This is a genomic window from Hymenobacter montanus, assembly GCF_014699115.1.
GTDB classification, from domain to species: Bacteria; Bacteroidota; Bacteroidia; order Cytophagales; family Hymenobacteraceae; genus Hymenobacter; species Hymenobacter montanus.
This window is the reverse complement of the sequence record NZ_JACXAD010000014.1, coordinates 126,406-146,458: the sequence shown is the minus strand read 5'-3', so window position 1 is coordinate 146,458 and position 20,053 is coordinate 126,406. Positions and strand designations below refer to the sequence as shown.

The following is a 20,053-nucleotide window of genomic DNA, read 5'->3' as shown; positions in this document are numbered from 1 at the left end:
CCCCTGACCCTGGACCTGCGGGCCCTGCCGCCCGGCCCCTACCAGGTGCAGGTGCTCGACCTGCTGGGCCGGCCGCTAGCCACGCACACGCTGGCCGGCAACGAGCAGTACGCCCTGGCCGCGCAGCACCTGCAGCCGGGTCGCTACCTGGTGCGGGTGGTGGGCCAGACCGTGAACCTGACCCTGCCCCTGCCCCTGCTGCGCAACTAGAGTGTGCGCCTAGCGACAGGAACGTCATGGGCCTATCCTCGGCCTAGTCCTTCGCGACTTATAAGCAAAGCTCTGGCTATCTGGCCAGAGCTTTTTTTGTGCGTCCATGCGGCGCTGATTATCCCGGCAGGGCTATCGCCTCGCACGCGGCCCGATGGCGTTAGGCTTCCCATACCCAAGCGTACCTGTTCGGCCTCCCTAGTGGCTTGGCGGCGATGGGGTGCTGGGGCCAGCACCCCATCGCCAGTAAGAGTCTGGAGCCATAAGACTGGATCGCCAAAACGAGCTTAAGATGTACAGATACATTTCTATACTATTCTTAAACAAAACCCTGACAGCCCAAAATGTTCTGCTCTTCACTCTTTTTATTGTGTTATTCATTTTTTTTTGCGACATTGTGACTAGTATACCAATTCAGTTATGGCATTGTGATTATTTGTCACACTCACCACATTAGCTCGTAGCCCTATTTATGGGTGAATTTTGTACTATTTTAACCATCCTTCAACTGAATATGGCACTCCTACAAGTACTGTTATCCCCAACCTGAGCTGAAGTTGGTACGTCCCATGCAGAAGTTTTTAACTCTCTTTTCCTCGCTCCTATGAGAACAGCATTTACTACCTAACTGGTACCACTGGCGCATTTAGGTGGCACCTGGGTTTCTCTCGTCTGGGACTACTCAGTCAACCACTAAGTACAGAACCTTATGGGAACGGGGGCGATGCCTGGATAAGTCCTTGACTTCTAGTGGATAACCAGCTCCGCCCGATTGAAGCACGACCGTGAGCCGAAACTAGTAGCTCCTGGCCTATTAGCTACTAACCCCATGGTGAGAGAAAAGGAAAGAATAGGGAAAGGACACTGCGGGATAGAGCAGGCGTTGGTACCGCCTCGTTTGTGAAGCTTGACCTCGAGCAAGCGCTATTTACACTTTTTCGACCCATTGTTTGCCTTTTTCACTTAATTTATTAAACAATTTAACCGCTGGTTTAGTATAGCTCCCTTGAAAATCCTTTACAATCCGGCCTAGTCTCGGGTTACTGTATCACATCTACTACATAAGATTTTGACTCCCTTTTCATTGCTCCTAGGAAAACCTTGTTTACTACTAACCTGAGCCCTCCTAATTTAGGCGCTATCTCGGCCCTTCCCTATCCCTAATACTGGAGCTGTTCTGTGTCTCTCCCACCATTCCGGTGGTTGTCTACAAAAGTTGATTTAACGCATTGGTTTTCTGATTACCATCTCTCATTTTTTTATTACTCTTTATGAAAAAATTTCTTACTCAGCTTCCGCCGTTTGTCTTCTTGGGTCGGCCCTTACTTACTGCCCCGGTGCTAGGGCTCCTTCTTAACCTAGTGCTAAGCTTTTCAGCGGCCGCGCAGTTTGGTGAGGACATATCGGTTTCCCTTGCTAGCAATGCCGCCACGGCCCCAGCAGGTTCGCAAGCGATCTTCATCTTTACCTGCTACAACAACGGTGGATTTTTTAACTCAACCGTCAACGTGACGTTAAACATGACGCTAGTTACAAACCCGCTCTTTCTGCCGAAACCCAATCCGGTACAGGTGACGCCCTCGGGCTCCTATAATCCCTCCACCGGGCTATTAACGCGCACCGTTTCCATTCCAAGTGGCCAGAGCGCTTTTATCAAGGCGACCTTCACTATGCCCAACTATGCTATCACTGCCAACTGCCAGGCTGTATACATATCTGGCTATCTGGGGACTGAAAACCCTGGCAACAATGGGAGCAACACCAGCATCCCCCTACCAGTGGAGCTGGTGCACTTCGAGGCGGTGGCCGCCAGCAGCGACGCGCTGCTGAGCTGGACCACAGCCAGCGAGCGCAACAACGACCGCTTCGAGATCGAGCGCGCCTTCGACGGCCACGCCTTCGAGCGCCTGGCCACCACCCCCGGCCAGGGCTCCAGCACCCGCCCCAGCAACTACCGCTTCACCGACGCCGGGGCCGCCCGCTACGGCTTCCCCCTGGTCTACTACCGCCTGCGCCAGGTCGACACTGACGGCACGGCCTCCTTCAGCCCCGTGCGCACCGTTGCCTTCGCCAACAGTCCCGAAACCGGCCCCAGCCTCTACCCCAACCCCGCCGCCGACGGCCAGCCCCTGACCGTGGACCTACGGGCCCTGCCCCCCGGCTCCTACCAGGTGCAGGTGCTCGACCTGCTCGGACGCCCGCGCGGCCGCTACACGCTGGCCGGCGCCGAGCAGCACCCGCTCCCCATCTCGGACCTGGCCCCCGGCCGCTACCTCGTGCGCATCCTCGGCCAACAGGTGAACCTGGCCCTGCCCCTGACACGCAACTAAGCCGGTCACTGGCATCCAGACGCCTCACTTCTGCGCAAAGCTCCGGCGCTCGGGCCGGGGCCTTCTCATTGTATCGACGGTTGTCTACCAAAGCTGTAGAGCAATTTAACGCCTTGGTTTCCTGACTACCATCTCTCATTTTTTGTTACTTCCTATGAAAACCCCTCTTACATCGCTTCTGCCGTTTGCCTTGTCGCGCCGGCCCTTATTCACTGCCCTAATACTAGGGCTGCTCAACCTAGCAATGAGCTTTTCGGCCGCCGCGCAGGCGGACGTAGGCACATTCTTCCAAACCGTTGGCCCCTCGCCAGCCGCAGCGAACACGCCTGTAAGATTCGAGTTTGCAGTCAGTAACTTCTCTGCTTTCCCATCCTCAGGCGTGCAGCCGAGTCTAGTCTTCACTAACCCAATCACTGGTACGACGTCGTCTCTCACTAATGTCGTGGTATCCAGTGAGGCTAAAGGGACCCCTTTTAGTGTACCTTCTCCCTCTTATAATTCCAATACCGGGGTGATGTCGTTTGGCACCTTTAGCATTCCCGCTAACACTTATGTTCTCTACACAATTAGGTTCACCATGCCCAACAGAAGTGTCAGGGCCAACGGCAACGTATCCTACGTATTCGGTATCCCTGACCCCACCCCAAACAACAATGCGTCTACTGCTACCATCACTTCGACGACGCCGCTACCGGTGGCGCTGACCCAGTTCGAGGCGGTGGCCGCCAGCAGCGACGCGCTGCTGAGCTGGACCACGGCCAGCGAGCGCAACAACGACCGCTTCGAGATCGAGCGCGCCTTCGACGGCCACGCCTTCGAGCGCCTGGCCACCACCCCCGGCCAGGGCTCCAGCACCCGCCCCAGCAACTACCGCTTCACCGATGCCGGGGCCGCCCGCTACGGCTTCCCCCTGGTCTACTACCGCCTGCGCCAGGTCGACACTGACGGCACGGCCTCCTTCAGCCCCGTGCGCACCGTTGCCTTCGCCAACAGTCCCGAAACCGGCCCCAGCCTCTACCCCAACCCCGCTGCCGACGGCCAGCCCCTGACCGTGGACCTACGGGCCCTGCCCCCCGGCCCCTACCAGGTGCAGGTGCTCGACCTGCTCGGGCGCCCGCGCGGCCGCTACACGCTGGCCGGCGCCGAGCAGCACCCGCTCCCCATCTCGGACCTAGCCCCCGGCCGCTACCTCGTGCGCATCCTCGGCCAACAGGTGAACCTGGCCCTGCCCCTGACACGCAACTAAGCCGGTCACTGGCATCCAAACACCTCTCTTCTGCGCAAAGCTCCGGTGCTCGGGCCGGAGCTTTTTTGTATACTGCCAGGTCAACCAGCCCGACAAACCTGTCTCCTTGCGCACGGATCGCCGCCGTGGTAGAACGTTCAGCATCCGTCCCTGACCGACCCCAGCCAACGAGTGGGCCCGGGACCCAGCGCCACCGATATAGCCGAATCAGAATCATACCGCGAGCCACGTTCTGACCCATAAGATTGAAGCTCAGCATTGAGCCGAGGCAGTAGTCCCTCGTCTACCAGCACTTAACACAACATTTACAAATTATTATTCTGATAGGCACTTGTGTTAGCGTCTCCTATCCGTATCCCTGCCGGCTAGCGCCCCTTTCTACAAGAGTGGCCCCTTACCCGATACGTCCGACAGGGGCATGTCAGGTTAACTCCTATGGGGCTACAGCTATTACTATGAGTCGTTTCCATAAGCCACTAATTTAGAAACATTTACCTTGAGCTCAAGTACAAAAATCAGAACACTATACTCACTAGATAAATATTCTTGCCTTTAGTTATCCTTTCAACCATTTTGTTCAACTTTCATATTTAATATGTCAAACAAAATCACTTTCTATTCGTAAAAGCTCGGGAAAGCACATCAGCCTTGCTCAGGCGATACCAAAGCTCTTTTCTTGCCCTGGGCATAGAACGATTTAACGATTTGATTTTCCGAATTGTATCTCACTTACATTACCCCCATGGAAACTTCTCCTACCGCTCAGTTGCCGCTGTTTGCTTTTGTGCGCCGACCCTTATTCACTGCTTTAGTAGTAGGGCTGCTGCTTAACCTAGCGCTGAGCTTTTCAGCCGCCGCGCAGACTTGTGACGTGTATACGGTAACCACCGCTAGTACAGCCACAGCCGCGCCGGGCCAGACCGTGAGCTTTACCCTCACCACCTACGCCGGCTCGGGTCCATTTGGTTTCGCTGGCCCACCCTTCACTGTGGAACGGATCATGGACCTGGGAGCGTCCCCGATACCGCCATTCTCAGTTGCTGATCTTCCTAACCTAGTGTTACCCCCCGGAGCCTCTGTCGCAGTCATTTCCGGGGGCTTGAGGGTAACCTTTCAGCAGGTTTTTTTGACTACCGTTCCCTCTGGCACCGCCAGCAACAGCACGGTTAGCTTTACCATGCCCACCAGTAGGACGGTCATCTCGGCCAACAGCACCGCACGCTCGCTTAACGTCCCTAACGATGTCAATCCGCTCAACAACGGGTCTAGCACCGTCATTAACCGGGGGCCGCTACCGGTGGCGCTGACCCGGTTCGAGGCAGTGGCCGCCAGCAGCGACGCGCTGCTGAGCTGGACCACGGCCAGCGAGCGCAACAACGACCGCTTCGAGATCGAGCGCGCCTTCGACGGCCACGCCTTCGAGCGCCTGGCCACCACCCCCGGCCAGGGCTCCAGCACCCGCCCCAGCAACTACCGCTTCACCGATGCCGGGGCCGCCCGCTACGGCTTCCCCCTGGTCTACTACCGCCTGCGCCAGGTCGACACTGACGGCACGGCCTCCTTCAGCCCCGTGCGCACCGTTGCCTTCGCCAACAGTCCCGAAACCGGCCCCAGCCTCTACCCCAACCCCGCTGCCGACGGCCAGCCCCTGACCGTGGACCTACGGGCCCTGCCCCCCGGCCCCTACCAGGTGCAGGTGCTCGACCTGCTCGGACGCCCGCGCGGCCGCTACACGCTGGTCGGTGCTGAGCAGCACCCGCTCCCCATCTCGGACCTGGCCCCCGGCCGCTACCTCGTGCAGGTCCGCGGCCAACAGGTGAACCTGGCCTTGCCCCTGACACGCGACTAAGCCGGTCACTGGCATCCAAAGTTCCGGAAACCCCTTATTCGTTTTCCAATATGGGAGTGAAGCTCCGGCTCAGTAGCTGGAGCTTTTTTGTGCGCACTCCTGAGGGAGCAACAGTACAAACTTCGTGACAATAACTCAATAGTGAGTTTGTGGGCTCCATTTAAATGACCGGGATGGGCGTTTAAGCGGAGCTCTACAACCCTCTCTTTTTTTCGCTGAACCCATCCTACTGTTATAACAGCGGCTATGTAATCCATCGATTCCGTGTTGTCTTAAATATTCATAAAATTCATCAATAGATTTCATTTCCTTTTTCCATTCAGGATTCAACTCAGGGAAAAGATTATGAGCATCTGTGTTCTTCATAAATTCTGAATTATTTCCCAGAATCTTTTTCCACTCGAATAGGCTTGTCAGATAATTCCTGAATAGCAGAATGCTAATGAGTTAGGTTTAGACCCATATCTGCTGATCAAGCTTTTTATTACTTCTTGATATTTTTCTAAGTAGTTCATTTGATTAAAGTTTGTAAAGCGACATACTAGTTTGCCATTTCTAAATTATCATAATTATTTAAATTAGGCACTACGCTACCTCTATGATATTAAAGTTTAGGGGTTAACAGCCGCCTGCCCAACTAACAGGGGTTGGAGCACCGTCCACACGGTGCGGGCCACGATGCGGTGGCCGGCCGCCGTGGGGTGAATACCGTCGGGCTGATTAAGCTGCCGGATACCGCCCACGCCTTCGAGCAGAAAGGGAATCAGCACCAAATCGTTTTGGGCGGCGATTTCCTGATACAGCGCTTTGAAGTCGGCGGCATACGCGGTGCCCAGGTTCGGGGGAATCTGCATGCCCGCCAGCACGATTTGGGCGCCCGGGCTGCGCCGCCGCACCGTGTCGATGATGGCCTGCAAGTTGCGCCGCGTGTCGCCCAGGGGTAGACCGCGCAGGCCATCGTTGGCCCCCAGTTCCAGCACAAACACCGCCACGGGTTGGCGCAGCACCCAGCCCACGCGGCTGCGCCCCCCGGCCGTAGTTTCGCCACTCAGCCCGGCGTTGACGACTTCGTAGCCCAGGCCCAGGGAATCGATTTTCGCACTTACCAAAGCGGGGAAGGCCTGTTCCGGCTCCACCCCGTAGCCAGCTGTGAGGCTATTGCCAAAAAACAGCAGCCGCTTTTTACCCGCCGCTGGAGTGGCCGGCGCGGCCAAGGGCCGGCCGGTGGGCGCGGCCGACGATGAGCCTGCCACCTCCGCCGGCTGATTAGAGTTGCAGGCACCCAGCGTCAGGGCCAGTAGGGCAGCCAGCGAAAAACAAACGACGTTCATGGGTAGCGTTTTGGGCACGAAGCCGTAAAGCAGAAAATATGATAAAGTATTTGGCGTCTTCCCTAAACGTAACGCGCGGCGCGGCCTCTGGTTACGCCAGGACCCCGAAACTGGGTGCTTGGCCCCGACCTACTGGCTTGCCAGGGGTGGCCCCAGACGATAACATCGATATTATTTTTTCGCATGAGCATCCTTCGAGTCGATAACCTCACCAAAACCTATTCCGGCGCCGGCCAGGACCTGACCGTGCTGCACTCCGTCAGCTTCGAGCTGGCGGCCGGCGACACGTTCGCCATTGTAGGGCCTTCGGGCTCGGGCAAAACCACCTTGCTGGGCTTATGCGCCGGCCTCGACCGGGCCACTTCGGGCAGCGTGTGGCTCAACGGCATTCTGCTCGATCAGCTGAGCGAAGACCAGCGGGCGGCGGTCCGCAACCAGCACGTGGGCTTCATTTTCCAAAACTTTCAGCTCTTGCCTACGCTCACGGCCCTGGAGAACGTGCTCGTGCCCCTGGAGCTGCGGGGCCGGCGCGGCGCGGCCCAAGTGGCCCTGACCCTGCTCGACCGCGTGGGGCTGGCCGACCGGGCCCACCACTACCCGGCCCAGCTCTCGGGTGGCGAGCAGCAGCGGGTGTCGCTGGCCCGCGCCTTCGCCAACCGCCCCGCCGTGCTCTTCGCCGACGAGCCCACCGGCAACCTCGACCCGAACACCAGCGAGCGAGTGGTAAACCTGCTTTTCGAGCTGAACCGCGAGGCCGGCACTACACTGGTTCTGGTGACGCACGATTTGGAGCTGGCGGCCCGTACCCGACGCATTCTGCGCCTGCGCGGTGGTGAAGTGGTCGCTGCCGGAGCCGCCACTCCTTAATTAGGAGTTAAGAACACGATAAACTTAAAAGATAAAAAAAGATCCAATGGACAGCCTGGAATCCGGGGTGAACGGGCACCCAGATGCCTTCGGTAAAAGTCTGGCAGTTGTCATCTTGACGATGGGGATATTGGTGATCATCACCGCAATAAGAAAATGGGCTTGGTTATACGCCGCGATCTCCATTACCGCTCCGGCTGGATACGCGACCGATCAGCAAGTACCTCGGAAGCCATACTGCCCGCGTATGGGGAGCCATTATAGGGGAATCTTATTACCATTCGGGCTTCTCATGGTTTGCAGCAAGTTTCTTAAATAACAATAAGTTATGAGCAACCCTACTGCGGGATGACATAGTCGTAGAACAACCACCGAACGACCTGCTGCGCACTCGCTCGGTGGTTGTTCTCCAATTAATATCCATTTCCGCGACTGGTTCCTCATTCCTCCCCCCGGGACCTTTCCGTTTTCGGTATTTCCTGCTTCCTTCTATTCCACTCCCTGTTCTACTTCACCGATCCTACCTCACTCCGATGACCCAATTCCGCTGGCTCTTCCGCATGGCTTGGCGCGACAGCCGCCGCAGCCGGACACGGTTGCTACTGTTTATGGCCAGCATCGTGCTGGGCATCGCCGCCCTGGTGGGCATCAACTCGTTTGGCGACAACCTGGCGCGGAGTGTCGATGAACAGGCGCGGGAGCTGCTGGGAGCTGATTTGGTGTTGTCGTCCGGCGGCCGGCCATTCCCGGCCAGCATGGAGCCGCAACTGAAAAGCCTGGGGCTGGAACGCACCCGCGAGGTGGCTTTTGGCTCGCTGGTCGAGTTCCGGCCGGGTGGCGGCATTCGACTGGTGCAGGTGCGGGCCCGCGATGGCGGCTTTTTTTACGGCCAGTGGCTGACCGCCCCGCAGTTGGCGGCTCAACAGTTTGCCACTCCGGGAGCAGCCCCCGGGGCCTTGGTCGACGACGTGCTGCTGGTGCAGTTCGGGGTCCGCATTGGCGATTCGGTCCAGGTAGGTCGGGTGAAGCTGCCCATCATCGGGCGGGTGCTGAAAACGCCGGGCCAGTCTACCATCACTGCCTCCGTGGCTCCCACGGTGTTTATCCCGGTGGCGCTGTTGCCGAAAACGGGCCTCATCCAGCGCGGCAGTCGGGTGCAGTATCGGCGGGCCTTCCGGTTTGCACCGGGCACCGACGTAGCCGCCGTGCTCCAGCCTCTCACGGACCGCCTCAACAAGGCTGATATCGACATCGACACCGTAGCCAGCCGCCAAAAACAACTAGGCCGCTCCTTCGACGACCTCACCCGCTACCTGAGCTTGGTCGCCTTCGTGGCCCTGTTGCTGGGCTGCGTGGGCGTCGCCAGCGCCGTGAACCTTTATGTGCGCGAAAAGCTGGCGGCCGTGGCCGTGCTGCGCTGCCTGGGGGCCAGCGGCCAGCAGGCTTTGCTGATCTACCTGTTGCAAACTGCCGGACTGGGGCTGGTAGGCGCGGCGCTTGGGGCGGCGCTCGGGGTGGCCGTGCAAGGGCTGCTGCCGCGGGTACTGGGCGATTTTCTGCCGGTGACCATCACCGTAAGCCCATCGTGGCCGGCCGTTCTGACGGGTCTGGCCACCGGCCTGCTCATGGCCATCCTATTTGCGCTGCTGCCGCTGCTCAGCATCCGGCGCGTATCGCCGCTGCGCGTGCTGCGCGTGGCGTTTGAGGACGACGCTTCCCGGCCCGACCCGCTACGCTACCTGGTAGGAATTGTTATCGGCCTGTTCATTATGGGTTTTGCTTACCACCAAACGCAGGAGTGGAAACTCGCGCTGGGCTTTGGGGCGGGGCTGCTCGCGGCATTTATGGCGCTGGCCCTCCTGGGCCGGCTGCTGATGGTGCTGCTGAGGCGCTTTTTCCCCGTGGGCTGGAGCTACGTGTGGCGGCAGGGGCTGGCTAACCTATTCCGCCCCCAGAATCAAACCCTGACTCTGATTACCTCCATCGGGCTGGGCACATTCCTGCTGGCCACTCTCCTGCTCACGCAGGCCCTGTTGCTGGGCCGGGTGCGGTTAGCCGAGCGGGGGGCGCAAGCCAACCTGGTGCTGTTCGACATCCAGCGCGAGCAACTGGCCGGGGTCGAGAAACTACTCGGCGCGCAACGGCTGCCGGTCCTGCTCCGGGTGCCCATCGTTACGATGCGCCTGACGGCCATCAACGGCCGCAAAACTGCGGACCTGAAACGAGATACTACTTCCGGTATTCCCAGCTTTGTTTTCAGCCGCGAGTACCGCGTGACCTACCGCGACACCCTGAATTCTTCGGAAAAACTGGTGGAAGGCACCGCGCCCAAGCGCGACCTCAATGGCACACCGCTTATTTCGGTTGAGGCCGGGTACTTGCGGCGCGCCAAGCTGCAGCTCGGCGACACGCTGGATTTCAACGTGCAGGGCGCCCCCCTCCGCACTATTGTGGGCGGCACGCGGGAGGTTGACCGCAGCCGGGTGCAGCCTAGCTTCCTGGTGGTGTTTCCCGCTGGGGTGCTGGAGCAGGCGCCCCAGTTTCAGGTGCTGCTCACGCGCACCACTACCACCCGGGAGCTGGCCGCCGTGCAACAGGCATTGGTCCGGCAGTTTCCCAACGTGTCGGCCATCGACCTGGGCCTGATTCTGCAAACCATTCAGGACATTCTGGGTAAGATAAGTTTCGTCATTCGCTTCATGGCTGGTTTCAGCATGCTCACCGGCTTGCTGGTGCTGAGCAGCTCGGTAGTCATCAGCCGCTACCAGCGCGTACGCGAGAGCGTGCTGCTGCGCACGCTGGGCGCCAGCCGCGGCCAAATCCTGCGCATTACCCTGGTTGAGTACGGCCTGCTGGGCTTGCTGGCGGCGCTAGCTGGTATTGGCCTGGCAGCCCTGGCGGCCTGGGCCCTGGCGGTATGGGTGTTTGAGGTTAGGTTTGGGCCGGCGGTGCTGCCCCTGCTCGCGCTGGCTGCCTTGGTTGCCACCCTCACGGCGGGCATCGGCCTGTTTAATAGCCGCGACGTATTGCGTCGTTCCCCGCTGGAGGTGTTACGAGCAGAGGGCTGAAGCAGGCAGTGGCGAGCGCTGCCCCTGTCTTTATTCTCGTTCGGTTGGGCACTTGCCCACAACCAGAGCAGTTTTCGGAAAAGAATTAAAAATCGGCTGGTCAAGTTTTTAATTCTCCATTTTTAATTTTTAATTCCTAAAAAACAGTGCCCTGACTGGAGAACGGCTCTGCTAGTGCTCCTACCAACCAGTAGGCCGACTGCCTTTGCTCTCCCTCGTGGACGCCTCCCCCAAGCACGCCTTGGTTGACCCACCGGGTACTCCGCCCTGCCTGCTACTTGCCTCCGGCTAAAAGGCCAATTGCCCGTGGGCCGCCGAGCACAAACCATGTGGGGCCCAACCTGCCAAGCCTGGGCGCGCAACTGGCCGTTCGCCGAGAACAAGACGGTCGCCACAGCTCATTGCCCACAGCTTGTACTGCGACCGCAACAAAGCTGCTCGCTTTCGCAGTTGCCTCAAGCGGCTTCGGCGTTTGGCGAGCTACTCCAATCAAGCCACGAACTGCTTCCTGAGAGCGCTTCGTTGCTGCCTTGGGGTGCAGAAGTTACTGCACCCCAAGGCAGCAACGTTACGACAGCAGACTCTAGGGCATCCGCAACCAGGTAGCCTCTGGGGCCGACTGAGGTACGGAGCTGCGCAACCAGCTCCTAAGAATGCGGCTTTCTTCCCTGCTCTAACGCTTCTGCGGGTCCGCTCGATGGAGCAGGCCAACTGTACGGATGCCTACGATTGATAAAATCCATTCGCAGAAAAGTTTTCGTTGAAATTATAATTTTATACTTTAAAAAAATTCAATTTTACTTAATCCAATATAAAACTCGGTAAAAACCAGTTTGATATGGATAAATTGTGATATTACCTCTGCTCACTTGGCGGTTATACAAAAATAAAAAAGCCATTATAGTTGCACATCACAGATTCTTTCTGTTGATTTACAAAGGATTTTCGTTCTTCTAATTGTGTTTTTCGAGCAAGTCTACCAGAGGTTTGTTTTTTTGACCATAACTTGCAGATATGATTTTTAATGCTTGAGATTGCCATCATTTTATCTTCTTTTAATACTAATTCAAAAACACACTTAATTTAACCATATCCATGAAACACCTCTTCTTTGCCGAGTGGCCGCTGCTAGCTCGGCCAGTTCCTACTTGGATGCTTGGTCTTTTGGCCTTGTTGGTGGTCCAGTCTCATTATGCTTATGCTCAGTTTCCGCGCGCTGAGTCGTTCCAGAACTCTACAACAATAGGCCAAGGTTTCAGACTCGGAGGCACTGCCAAGCTGACTGCTGCCAACCCCAACCCCATTGACCCTCAGGGCGCGGGCTACCTGCGCCTGACCTCGGCGGGCAACGACCAGGCCGGGTTTGCCATTGACCGGGGTTCGTTTCCGGCTCCGCAAGGCTTCAGCATTTCATTTGAATTTTTTGCCTACGGCGGCAACGGAGCTGATGGGTTCTCGGTATTCCTGGTAGATGCGGATAAAACGAGTGCCAATACTTTTACGCCGGGGGCCTCGGGTGGCTCGCTGGGCTACGCTCAAAAGACCATTAATCCCCTTAGCGATGGGGTACCGTTTGGCTACATCGGTATCGGCATTGACGAATATGGTAACTACGCGAACGGCACCGAAGGCCGGGTGGGCGGCATCAATACGCCTAACCTGACGCCCGACGCGGTTTCTATCCGGGGGGCGGGCAACGGCCGTAGCGCTACCGACTACCCTTACCTGGCCGGCAGCCCCACCCTGCCCTTCAGCCTCGACGTGCCCACCGCCCGAGCCCAAGCGGGCTCCAACGACTATCGGCGGGCCTACATCGACGTGGTTCCCCAGAACACCACGCCAATCACGTATAAGATTACCGTGCGAATTCAACACGGATCCGTGGTAGAAACAGCCGTGAACGGTGTCTCCGTCCCGACCCCGCCCAGCAACCTACGTATTGGCTTTTCGGGCTCGACCGGGGGCAGCACCAACTTCCACGAGATCAGAGCGCTGGAAGTAAAGCAAACTCCCATCCTGAGCGACGACCTGGCCAGTACCAACTACAATCAGCCCGTTTCGATTAACCTTCTTAGCAACGACCTCTTCCTATACGCTAACTACGCGCCCGGCAGCTGCGACCTGGACCCCACGACCCCCGGGGTCCAGCAGGTGCTGAACCTGCCTCAAGGCCAGCTGACGGTGTCGAACAGCGGCGTAGCGACCTTTACTCCTAACGGCACGTTTGCGGGTGTCGTCACCGTGCCGTACACGGCAGCCGACGTGCTGAACGTGTCGGAGACCCCACCTTTGCAAGCGAACCCCGCTAATATTACCATCATCGTGCGCGGGGCGGATATCACCAACGCCGTAAGCGGCCCGACAGCCGCAACCCCTGGCAGCCAGGTGGAGTACACGGTGACCACCTCCAACCTGGGCACCCTCTCGGCAACGAACGTGGTGCCAACCCTACAACTGTCGGCCGGCCTGACCAATGTGGTGGTCAGCAACGGCGGCACGTATAATGCTGGTTCGGGCCTCGTAACGTTCAGTACCACCAGCTTGGCGGCGGGCGGGACTCCGGCTACCAACACGGTGAGCTTTACCGCCCCGAATAGTGGATCGGTAACGGGTACCACCGGCAATACCTCAACTGAGCCCGACCCCGTAGCAACTAACAACATCTCCTCCATTACAACCCTCATCACGGGGATAGCGAACGTCGCGGGCGTGTGCGCTACCCCCGGCAAGGATGGAATCAGCTCCATCGGTCTGGGATCAGCTCCTAACACGTACTTCCCGGGCCAGTCCATTACGAACAGCGGCGGGGCTTCGAACATCGTCCTCGGCGCGGCCCTGACCGGCACGGGGGCCAGTAGCACTCCCATCACGGCGGGCGACCTGGTGCTGGTAATGCAGATGCAAGGGGCAACCCTGAACACCTCCCAATCAGCGGCCTATGGCAGCGGCGGCTCTCAAGGCAAAGGCAACATTACCACCAGTGAGTTCACGGCTGGGTTGTACGAGTACGCCGTGGCCACCAACTCGGTGAGTGCCTTAAGCGGCGGTACCCTCACCCTAGATCGGGTATTGACCAACACCTACGCTAATCTCGATTACGACGCCGCAACCAATACCGGCCAGCGCCGCTTTCAGGTAATCCGCGTGCCGCAGTACTCGGCCCTTACCGTGGCCGACTCGGTGGCCGGGGCGGCCTGGAATGGGCGGGCCGGGGGCGTGCTGGCCGTGGACGTGGCCGGGCGGACTACGTTTAGCGGCAATGCCTTACTGACCATGACCGGTCGCGGCTTTCGGGGCGGAGCGGGGCGCGCTCTTAGCGGCACGGGCGATGAGAGCCTGCAAGGCGATGAATACCGGACCTTGTCGACGGCCAATGCCAACGGCCAGAAGGGAGAAGGCACGGCCGGTACCCCACGGTACGTGAACAACGACGGCACCCTGCTCGACACGGGGGTAGAAGGCTACCGCGACGGCAGCAGCGGCCGCGGAGCCCCGGGGAATGCTGGCGGGGGCGGCACCGACTTATTCCCCCGGGATAACTCGCGCAATAGTGGCGGCGGCGGCGGGGCCAATGGCGGCGCAAGTGGCCTGGGCGGCTACGGCTTGGGCTACGTAGGTAATACCTCTGATAATGCCCAAGGCATCGGGGGCGACGCATTTGGAGCCTCGGTGGGTCGGCTGGCGATGGGCGGCGGCGGCGGCGCGGGCTCGGCCCAAAGCGGCGGGATGGCGAGCAGCGGCAGCAGAGGTGGCGGCATCGTCATTCTCCGTACGGGCTTAGTAGCCGGTAGCGGCCGCGTGAACGCTAACGGCCTCAACTCGGCCAGTACTACCAATGCCGGCGCCGGCGGCGGCGGCGGTGGCGGCTCGGTACTGCTGTTAGCAGCTAATGCCAGTACGCTCAGTAACCTAACCGTAAGCGCCAAAGGGGGCCGGGGCGGCAGTGCTAACCGGCTACTCGGCGCGGCCTATGGCCCCGGGGGCGGGGGCGGCGGCGGAGCGGTACTCGCCAATGGCACCCCGGGCTCATTTTCGGCAGTTGGGGGGCAGAACGGCACCACTACCGTGCTCGGCGCTTCCTTCGGGGCGACTAAGGGCGCGGATGCCACGATTCAAACCAACGCGCCCGGCAGCGGGTCGGGTAATACGGTCTGTCTGCCGGCTCTTAATGTGTCGATGTCCACCACGACGCCCGTCCGGGTACGCTCCAGCGCCACGGGCCCAATAAAACCAGCCGTTTATACGATTACCGTTGCCAATACGGGTGGTACCGCTACGGGGGTGAGTGTACTAAGCACGCTCCAAGCCAACGTCTTCAAATACGATGGGGCGGGCAATACGACTACCGTTACGTTGAAGAAGGCTGATAACAGCACCTCCACTCCTACCTATACTGCCCCGGCCAATGGAGTAAGTGTGCTGGAATTTGGTGGCCTCACCATCCCCGCCGGCGCTACCCTTACCACCAATTTCCAAGCCACCATTGATCCGCTCACGGCCCAAAATAATTTCCCTTACCAGGCATCGGCAGCGGTGAGCTACGACAACCCCCGGCGAACTTCTGCGGCTACCGGCACCATCCAGCCCGGTGGCAACTACGCTGGTGGGGTCGATGCCAGCCTAGACGCGGCGGGCGGCCGAAACTATACCAGCAGCTCCAGCACGGCGGAAGACGTGACCATCACGGCGCCGCTGCCAGTGTCGCTAGCCCGCTTCACAGCGGTGGCCCTGCGCCTCGACGCCCAATTGCGCTGGACTACCGCCAGCGAGCATAACAACGACCGCTTCGTCGTTGAGCGCAGCCTGGACGGCTACTCCTTCGAAGCAGTAGGCAACGTGCGCGGCCAGAACAATAGCTCCCGATCGACGGACTACGAGTTTATCGACGCCGGAGCCGCTCGCCTCACGGCTTCGAATAAGCCCGTATACTACCGCCTGCGTCAGGTTGACATCGACGGGAGCAGCGTACACTCGTCGGTACGCGACGTACTGTTCGGGGGCAAAGGGGTGGTTGCGGTGTACCCCAACCCGGCAGGATACTCGGCCACTCTCGACTTGAGTAGCTTGCCTATTGGTAACTACTCGGTGCAGGTGCTCGACCTAACGGGCCGCCAGGTAGCTAACTACTCGCTGCCCGGCACGGCCCGGCACCCGCTGGATTTGCAATCGCTCGCTGTCGGCACGTACATGGTGCGCGTTAGCGGCGGCGCCATGAACCAGTCGCTGCTACTAACCCGGGAGTAAACAACTCGGCTGAAAGGCAAAAAAGGCTCCCGGCAATGCTCCGGGAGCCTTTTTTATTGTCGGGAAAATCCGTTATGACAGGCTAAAGGTGGGGCGGGCATACGTCGGCGACGGGCGGGCGACTCGGGGCGTGGCTACGGAGCAGACCCGGCCCCAGCCCAGGAAGCGCGGGTGGGGCGTCACAGCCCCCAAGCCAAACGGCAGCCCTACTCCCGCTTGGGTATCACGTGTGCAAAACCCAGCCAGAACCGGATAGTACAAGCCGTTACGACGCAGACCGCGCCAGGCGGGCTTTCCGTTGCCGCAGCCACCGGAAGCTTAGGATAGCCCCGGCCAGCAACAGCAGCCATTCGCCAGGCTCCGACATCCGCTGCGCTTCCTCGCCGGCATCGAGCGCACGGTGGCCATTCAGCATTTGCTCCTGCTTGCGGCGCAAAGCTGCTTTTTGGGCCTCATTTTCGAGCGATAAATACGCGGTAAGGGGGGTGAGAATGCCCGAGCGGAAGCTGTGTTGAATCAGGCTTACCTCCGCCGGGGCGGTGGTCGCGGGGTGATGCAGCCGGGCTCGCCATAAACCCTGGAGCAGCAGGCCCGACTGCCAGTCGCGCTGCCGGATGGCCGCTTCGGGCACATCCAGATGGGAAGTAGCCAGCACGAAGTCGGGTTGGCCATTGGCCGGCAGATAGGCGGCCGGCCGCTGAGCATCAGGCCAGGCCACTACGGGGGCCGCCGCGGTGGGCTTCGTTAGCGCCGGCCCCGTACGCGAGATCGATTCGGTATCTAGTGAGTGCGGGACTAATTGACCGTCTTCCAGCAATTCATAAAATGTGTCGCTTTCGGGGTAGGCGTGGCGCAGGTCGGCGAAATTATCGGGTAATATGGCCTGATTAAAATCAGCTGATACGACTACGATAAGGGGGTAGCGGTTCTGGGGCTGCTCGGCGGCCTGCACAAGGATTTGCCGAATGGCCCGGTCAAGGTAGAAGCCGCCTTCGTAGCGGCCGGCGGCCGGATAATTTACATCGCGGCTGGCGGCCGGCAGCGTAGTCACGTAGGTGCCCACCAAACTGACACGAACATCATCTCCCGACAAGTGTTGGCGGGCCACCAACGCATCTATCTGACACTGGTACCGGGCCTGGTACCGCGCCTTTCCCGCCGACATATCCACTAGAAAATGATAATAGGGTTGGCGGCGCACCACCGGCAACGTGGCTTTTTCGGCGGCCGTCACGTAGGCCACGCCAGGAACAGGCGGCACAGCTGACGTCGGCTCTGGGACGGCTGGCGTGGATGCGGCTGGCGGGGGCGTGGCAGCATGGCCCAACGCCACCGTGTGGTCGTCGATGCGGAAGCGCAGCGGTTCCTTGTGGAGCAGTTGTATGCCAGTGAACCGGATTTCACCGGCCGCAATCGGGAACATGCGCAACGCCACGCGGTTGCCGCTCACGTACTGGAGCAGGCCCGGGTCCCGGCTTTCGTTGCGAATCTGCGAGTACACCCAGGCCGCCGCTCTTTTCTCCGCTAAGATGCCCGGCTCACGGCGGCCGTTGATATCGAGATAATAGTCGCTGATAAAGCAGCCGGCCGGGAGCCCAAAGGTGGTGGCATACTCGCGGCTCCCAGAACCATGAGAATTGGTGATCGTAAGATCCAGCCAGCTTACCCAGGCCCGCTGGCGCGCATCGTAGTGGCTACGGGCCGCCAGTTGCGTGAGGGTGGGCCGGGCAGTCGGGGTCTCCTCATCCGAGCGGCTAACCGGGGTCCCGCTAGCGGAGCCAGACGGTTCAGAGCCCCAAAAGACGCGTTTCAGGGTCGTTATTTTCTCTTCGGACAAGGTAAGATTGTCGAGTACCAGCCAGTTGAAATACGCCGACAGATAAGGTACTCGCGCCCCCGTAAACGAAGGGCGCGGCCGAAAAACACTCGTCTTGTACTGGTCGATTACCTGCAAGGTGTTGCCCAGCACCTCGGCGTCAATCGGGCGATAAGAGCGGGCATAATCAGGGGCATACACGTAGTCAAGGGCCTCGTGGAGCACCATACGGTGGTGGTAATAATGCAGTGTAATACCCAGCGGCAGCACGGCCGCGGCTTCGGCCAGACCCAGGGCCAGCACCCGGCCCGAAAAGAAGCCGCGGAGCATGGCGTAATCCTGAGCCAGCTCGCGAACATGCACGATAAACAGGGCCAGCGGCGTCAGGAGCAAAAAACCCACCCCGATGGCGATTACGGCCACCACCGACAACGGCAGGAGCGGTAGAAATACCAGGAAGAAGTAGAAGGTATACGAGAGCGTAATGCCGCGCCCCAGGTACAGGGCCAGCCGCACCCGGGGCTTCGTGGGCGTCGGCACGCACAGCAACCCTGCGTTTAGTACCGCCAGTCCATACCACCAGGGACCGTCAAAGTCACCGAAAAAATTATCTGTTCCCACCCCTAAGCTGAGGTAGTCGCGGGCTTGCCCATTGTTAATGGCTAAGCCTAACAGGGGAAGTAAGCCCGTGATTAACACCTTCCAGGCCCACTGGTACTGGCCCCACCTGCCTGCCCGACGGGAAGCCAGGATGTAGACTCCCCGGGCCAGGAAAAGTAGAAAGATCAGCGTACCGGCAATGATCATTACTACTACTCCGTGCAAACCTAATTTCTTTAGCCCGCCGCCCACCCTATCTAAGCCCAGCACTTGCCACAGCGGCAGCACCAACTGCGCGAACACATACCAAGCCACTGGCACGGCCAGCGCGGCCCCAAAGCTGGGCAAGGGGCTACGTTCCTTATCCTCGGGGGTAAGACGCAACACCAGTACCGCGACGGCATGGGCCAGCGTGGGCATAAGAAAGGTGCCGACGTAAAGTGGCAGGTCGCCTGCTACCATCCACCGGGGCAAGTCGAATGGTATTAGCCCCGAGAGATGATAGCAGTAGATGTACAGGAATGCAGTGTATGCCACCAGGGCCACCACGGCATACCCGCCGGAAAGCGTGGCCCGACGACGCCATTGCCAGGTAGCGTACCCGGCATGCAAGCCTCCGAGCAACACGAGCACTCCCCCAAACCACTGCCACAGATGCTGGCTTTCCGCCGGCAGCAGGGTATGGATGACGTCGTAAGTGGCCCTCAGCAACGTGAGTAGGACCAGCAGCGGCAGCGTATTCAGAAGCCACAGCCATTTCGGATTAAGCAGAGTGCGCACGGATAGCAGTGGTTTTAAACAGGAAATACAACAGCGCGCAGTGGGCGGCCACCAGAGAAAACAGATACACCAGGGCCCCCTGCGCTTCGTGCAGCCACCCCGGTGGCGGCCCGCCCACCGGCAGTACCCGGCCCAGCGTTACCGCCCCCACTATGCGCGCGGCATTGACCAGTAAGGTGAGTCCGAAGCTGACGACCACCAGCGCTAACACTGCCAGCGCCGGTCGCCGGCCGTGCTGGTGCAAATACGTCGCAGCCAGCAGCAGCCAGCTCAGCAACCAGAAATTCCCGCCGGCACACGATTTATCGATCACGATGCGCAGGCCCGGGTGCACATAGCCGCGGCCAGCATCGAAGACGGAGGTGGAGCTGAGCATAATCTCCACCAGTGCATTAGTTGGCGCCAGCAGAAACCGCACGTCCGCGGTAGTAGCCTGGGCATACAGCAGCTTAGCCGCAATGAAGGCGGCTACAACCACGACATAAGAAGGCCGGCAGGGAGATGACATTGGGAGGTAAGCTGAGCTTGTGCTTCGACCTCGCAAACATAGTTTAAAGTACTTTGTAATTAAAAGTAACGGGTAAACAAATTTCACATCCTTGACATATAACGCTGTATATCAAACATAATAAATCAGTAACTTCTCACTTAGGAGCCCCGCTTGAGCGGAGGCATTGCGGCCAAGAGCCTCGTATCTTACATGAAAACAAAG

Annotated in this window: 10 protein-coding genes; 7 read left to right on the top strand and 3 right to left on the bottom strand. The window is 59.3% G+C overall.

The window, feature by feature from the left end; all coding sequences use genetic code 11:
- The 4 genes from IC235_RS13685 to IC235_RS13670 all read left to right on the top strand — a co-directional run.
- A partial coding sequence (locus IC235_RS13685; RefSeq protein ID WP_191005744.1) for a T9SS type A sorting domain-containing protein occupies positions 1–210 on the top strand: 210 nt, incomplete at its 5' end.
- Between the two features lie 1,520 nt (positions 211–1,730).
- Positions 1,731–2,540 (top strand): T9SS type A sorting domain-containing protein, encoded by an 810-nt coding sequence (locus tag IC235_RS13680; protein WP_191005743.1) that lies wholly within the window; start codon positions 1,731–1,733, stop codon positions 2,538–2,540.
- A gap of 577 nt (positions 2,541–3,117) precedes the next feature.
- Positions 3,118–3,786, top strand: coding sequence for a T9SS type A sorting domain-containing protein (locus IC235_RS13675; protein WP_191005742.1), 669 nt, complete (start codon positions 3,118–3,120; stop codon positions 3,784–3,786).
- A 742-nt stretch (positions 3,787–4,528) separates the two neighbouring features.
- Positions 4,529–5,635, top strand: coding sequence for a T9SS type A sorting domain-containing protein (locus IC235_RS13670; RefSeq protein WP_191005741.1), 1,107 nt, complete (start codon positions 4,529–4,531; stop codon positions 5,633–5,635).
- A 611-nt stretch (positions 5,636–6,246) separates the two neighbouring features.
- Here IC235_RS13670 and IC235_RS13665 read toward each other — a convergent pair.
- The gene (locus IC235_RS13665) at positions 6,247–6,966 is read right to left on the bottom strand and encodes an arylesterase (protein WP_191005740.1); all 720 of its coding nucleotides are present in this window, start codon (positions 6,964–6,966) and stop codon (positions 6,247–6,249) included.
- A gap of 183 nt (positions 6,967–7,149) precedes the next feature.
- Here IC235_RS13665 and IC235_RS13660 point away from each other — a divergent pair, with 183 nt between their 5' ends.
- From IC235_RS13660 to IC235_RS13650, 3 genes are all read left to right on the top strand, one after another.
- Positions 7,150–7,833, top strand: coding sequence for an ABC transporter ATP-binding protein (locus tag IC235_RS13660; protein WP_191005739.1), 684 nt, complete (start codon positions 7,150–7,152; stop codon positions 7,831–7,833).
- 533 nt (positions 7,834–8,366) lie between these two features.
- Positions 8,367–10,901 (top strand): ABC transporter permease, encoded by a 2,535-nt coding sequence (locus IC235_RS13655; RefSeq protein ID WP_223847287.1) that lies wholly within the window; start codon positions 8,367–8,369, stop codon positions 10,899–10,901.
- A gap of 1,095 nt (positions 10,902–11,996) precedes the next feature.
- On the top strand, positions 11,997–16,145 hold the full coding sequence (locus tag IC235_RS13650; RefSeq protein ID WP_191005738.1) for a T9SS type A sorting domain-containing protein: 4,149 nt from the start codon (positions 11,997–11,999) through the stop codon (positions 16,143–16,145).
- A 265-nt stretch (positions 16,146–16,410) separates the two neighbouring features.
- Here the strand turns inward: IC235_RS13650 and IC235_RS13645 are convergent, their stop codons facing one another.
- Both IC235_RS13645 and xrtK read right to left on the bottom strand, forming a co-directional pair.
- Positions 16,411–19,341 carry an MSEP-CTERM sorting domain-containing protein gene (locus IC235_RS13645; RefSeq protein ID WP_191005737.1) on the bottom strand — a complete coding sequence of 977 codons (2,931 nt, stop codon included), beginning with the start codon at positions 19,339–19,341 and terminating at the stop codon, positions 16,411–16,413.
- Complete coding sequence (gene xrtK / locus IC235_RS13640) at positions 19,325–19,849, bottom strand: exosortase K (protein WP_191005736.1); 525 nt, start codon at positions 19,847–19,849, stop codon at positions 19,325–19,327. The genes IC235_RS13645 and xrtK overlap by 17 nt, the downstream gene beginning before the upstream one ends.
- Between the last annotated feature and the right edge of the window lie 204 nt (positions 19,850–20,053).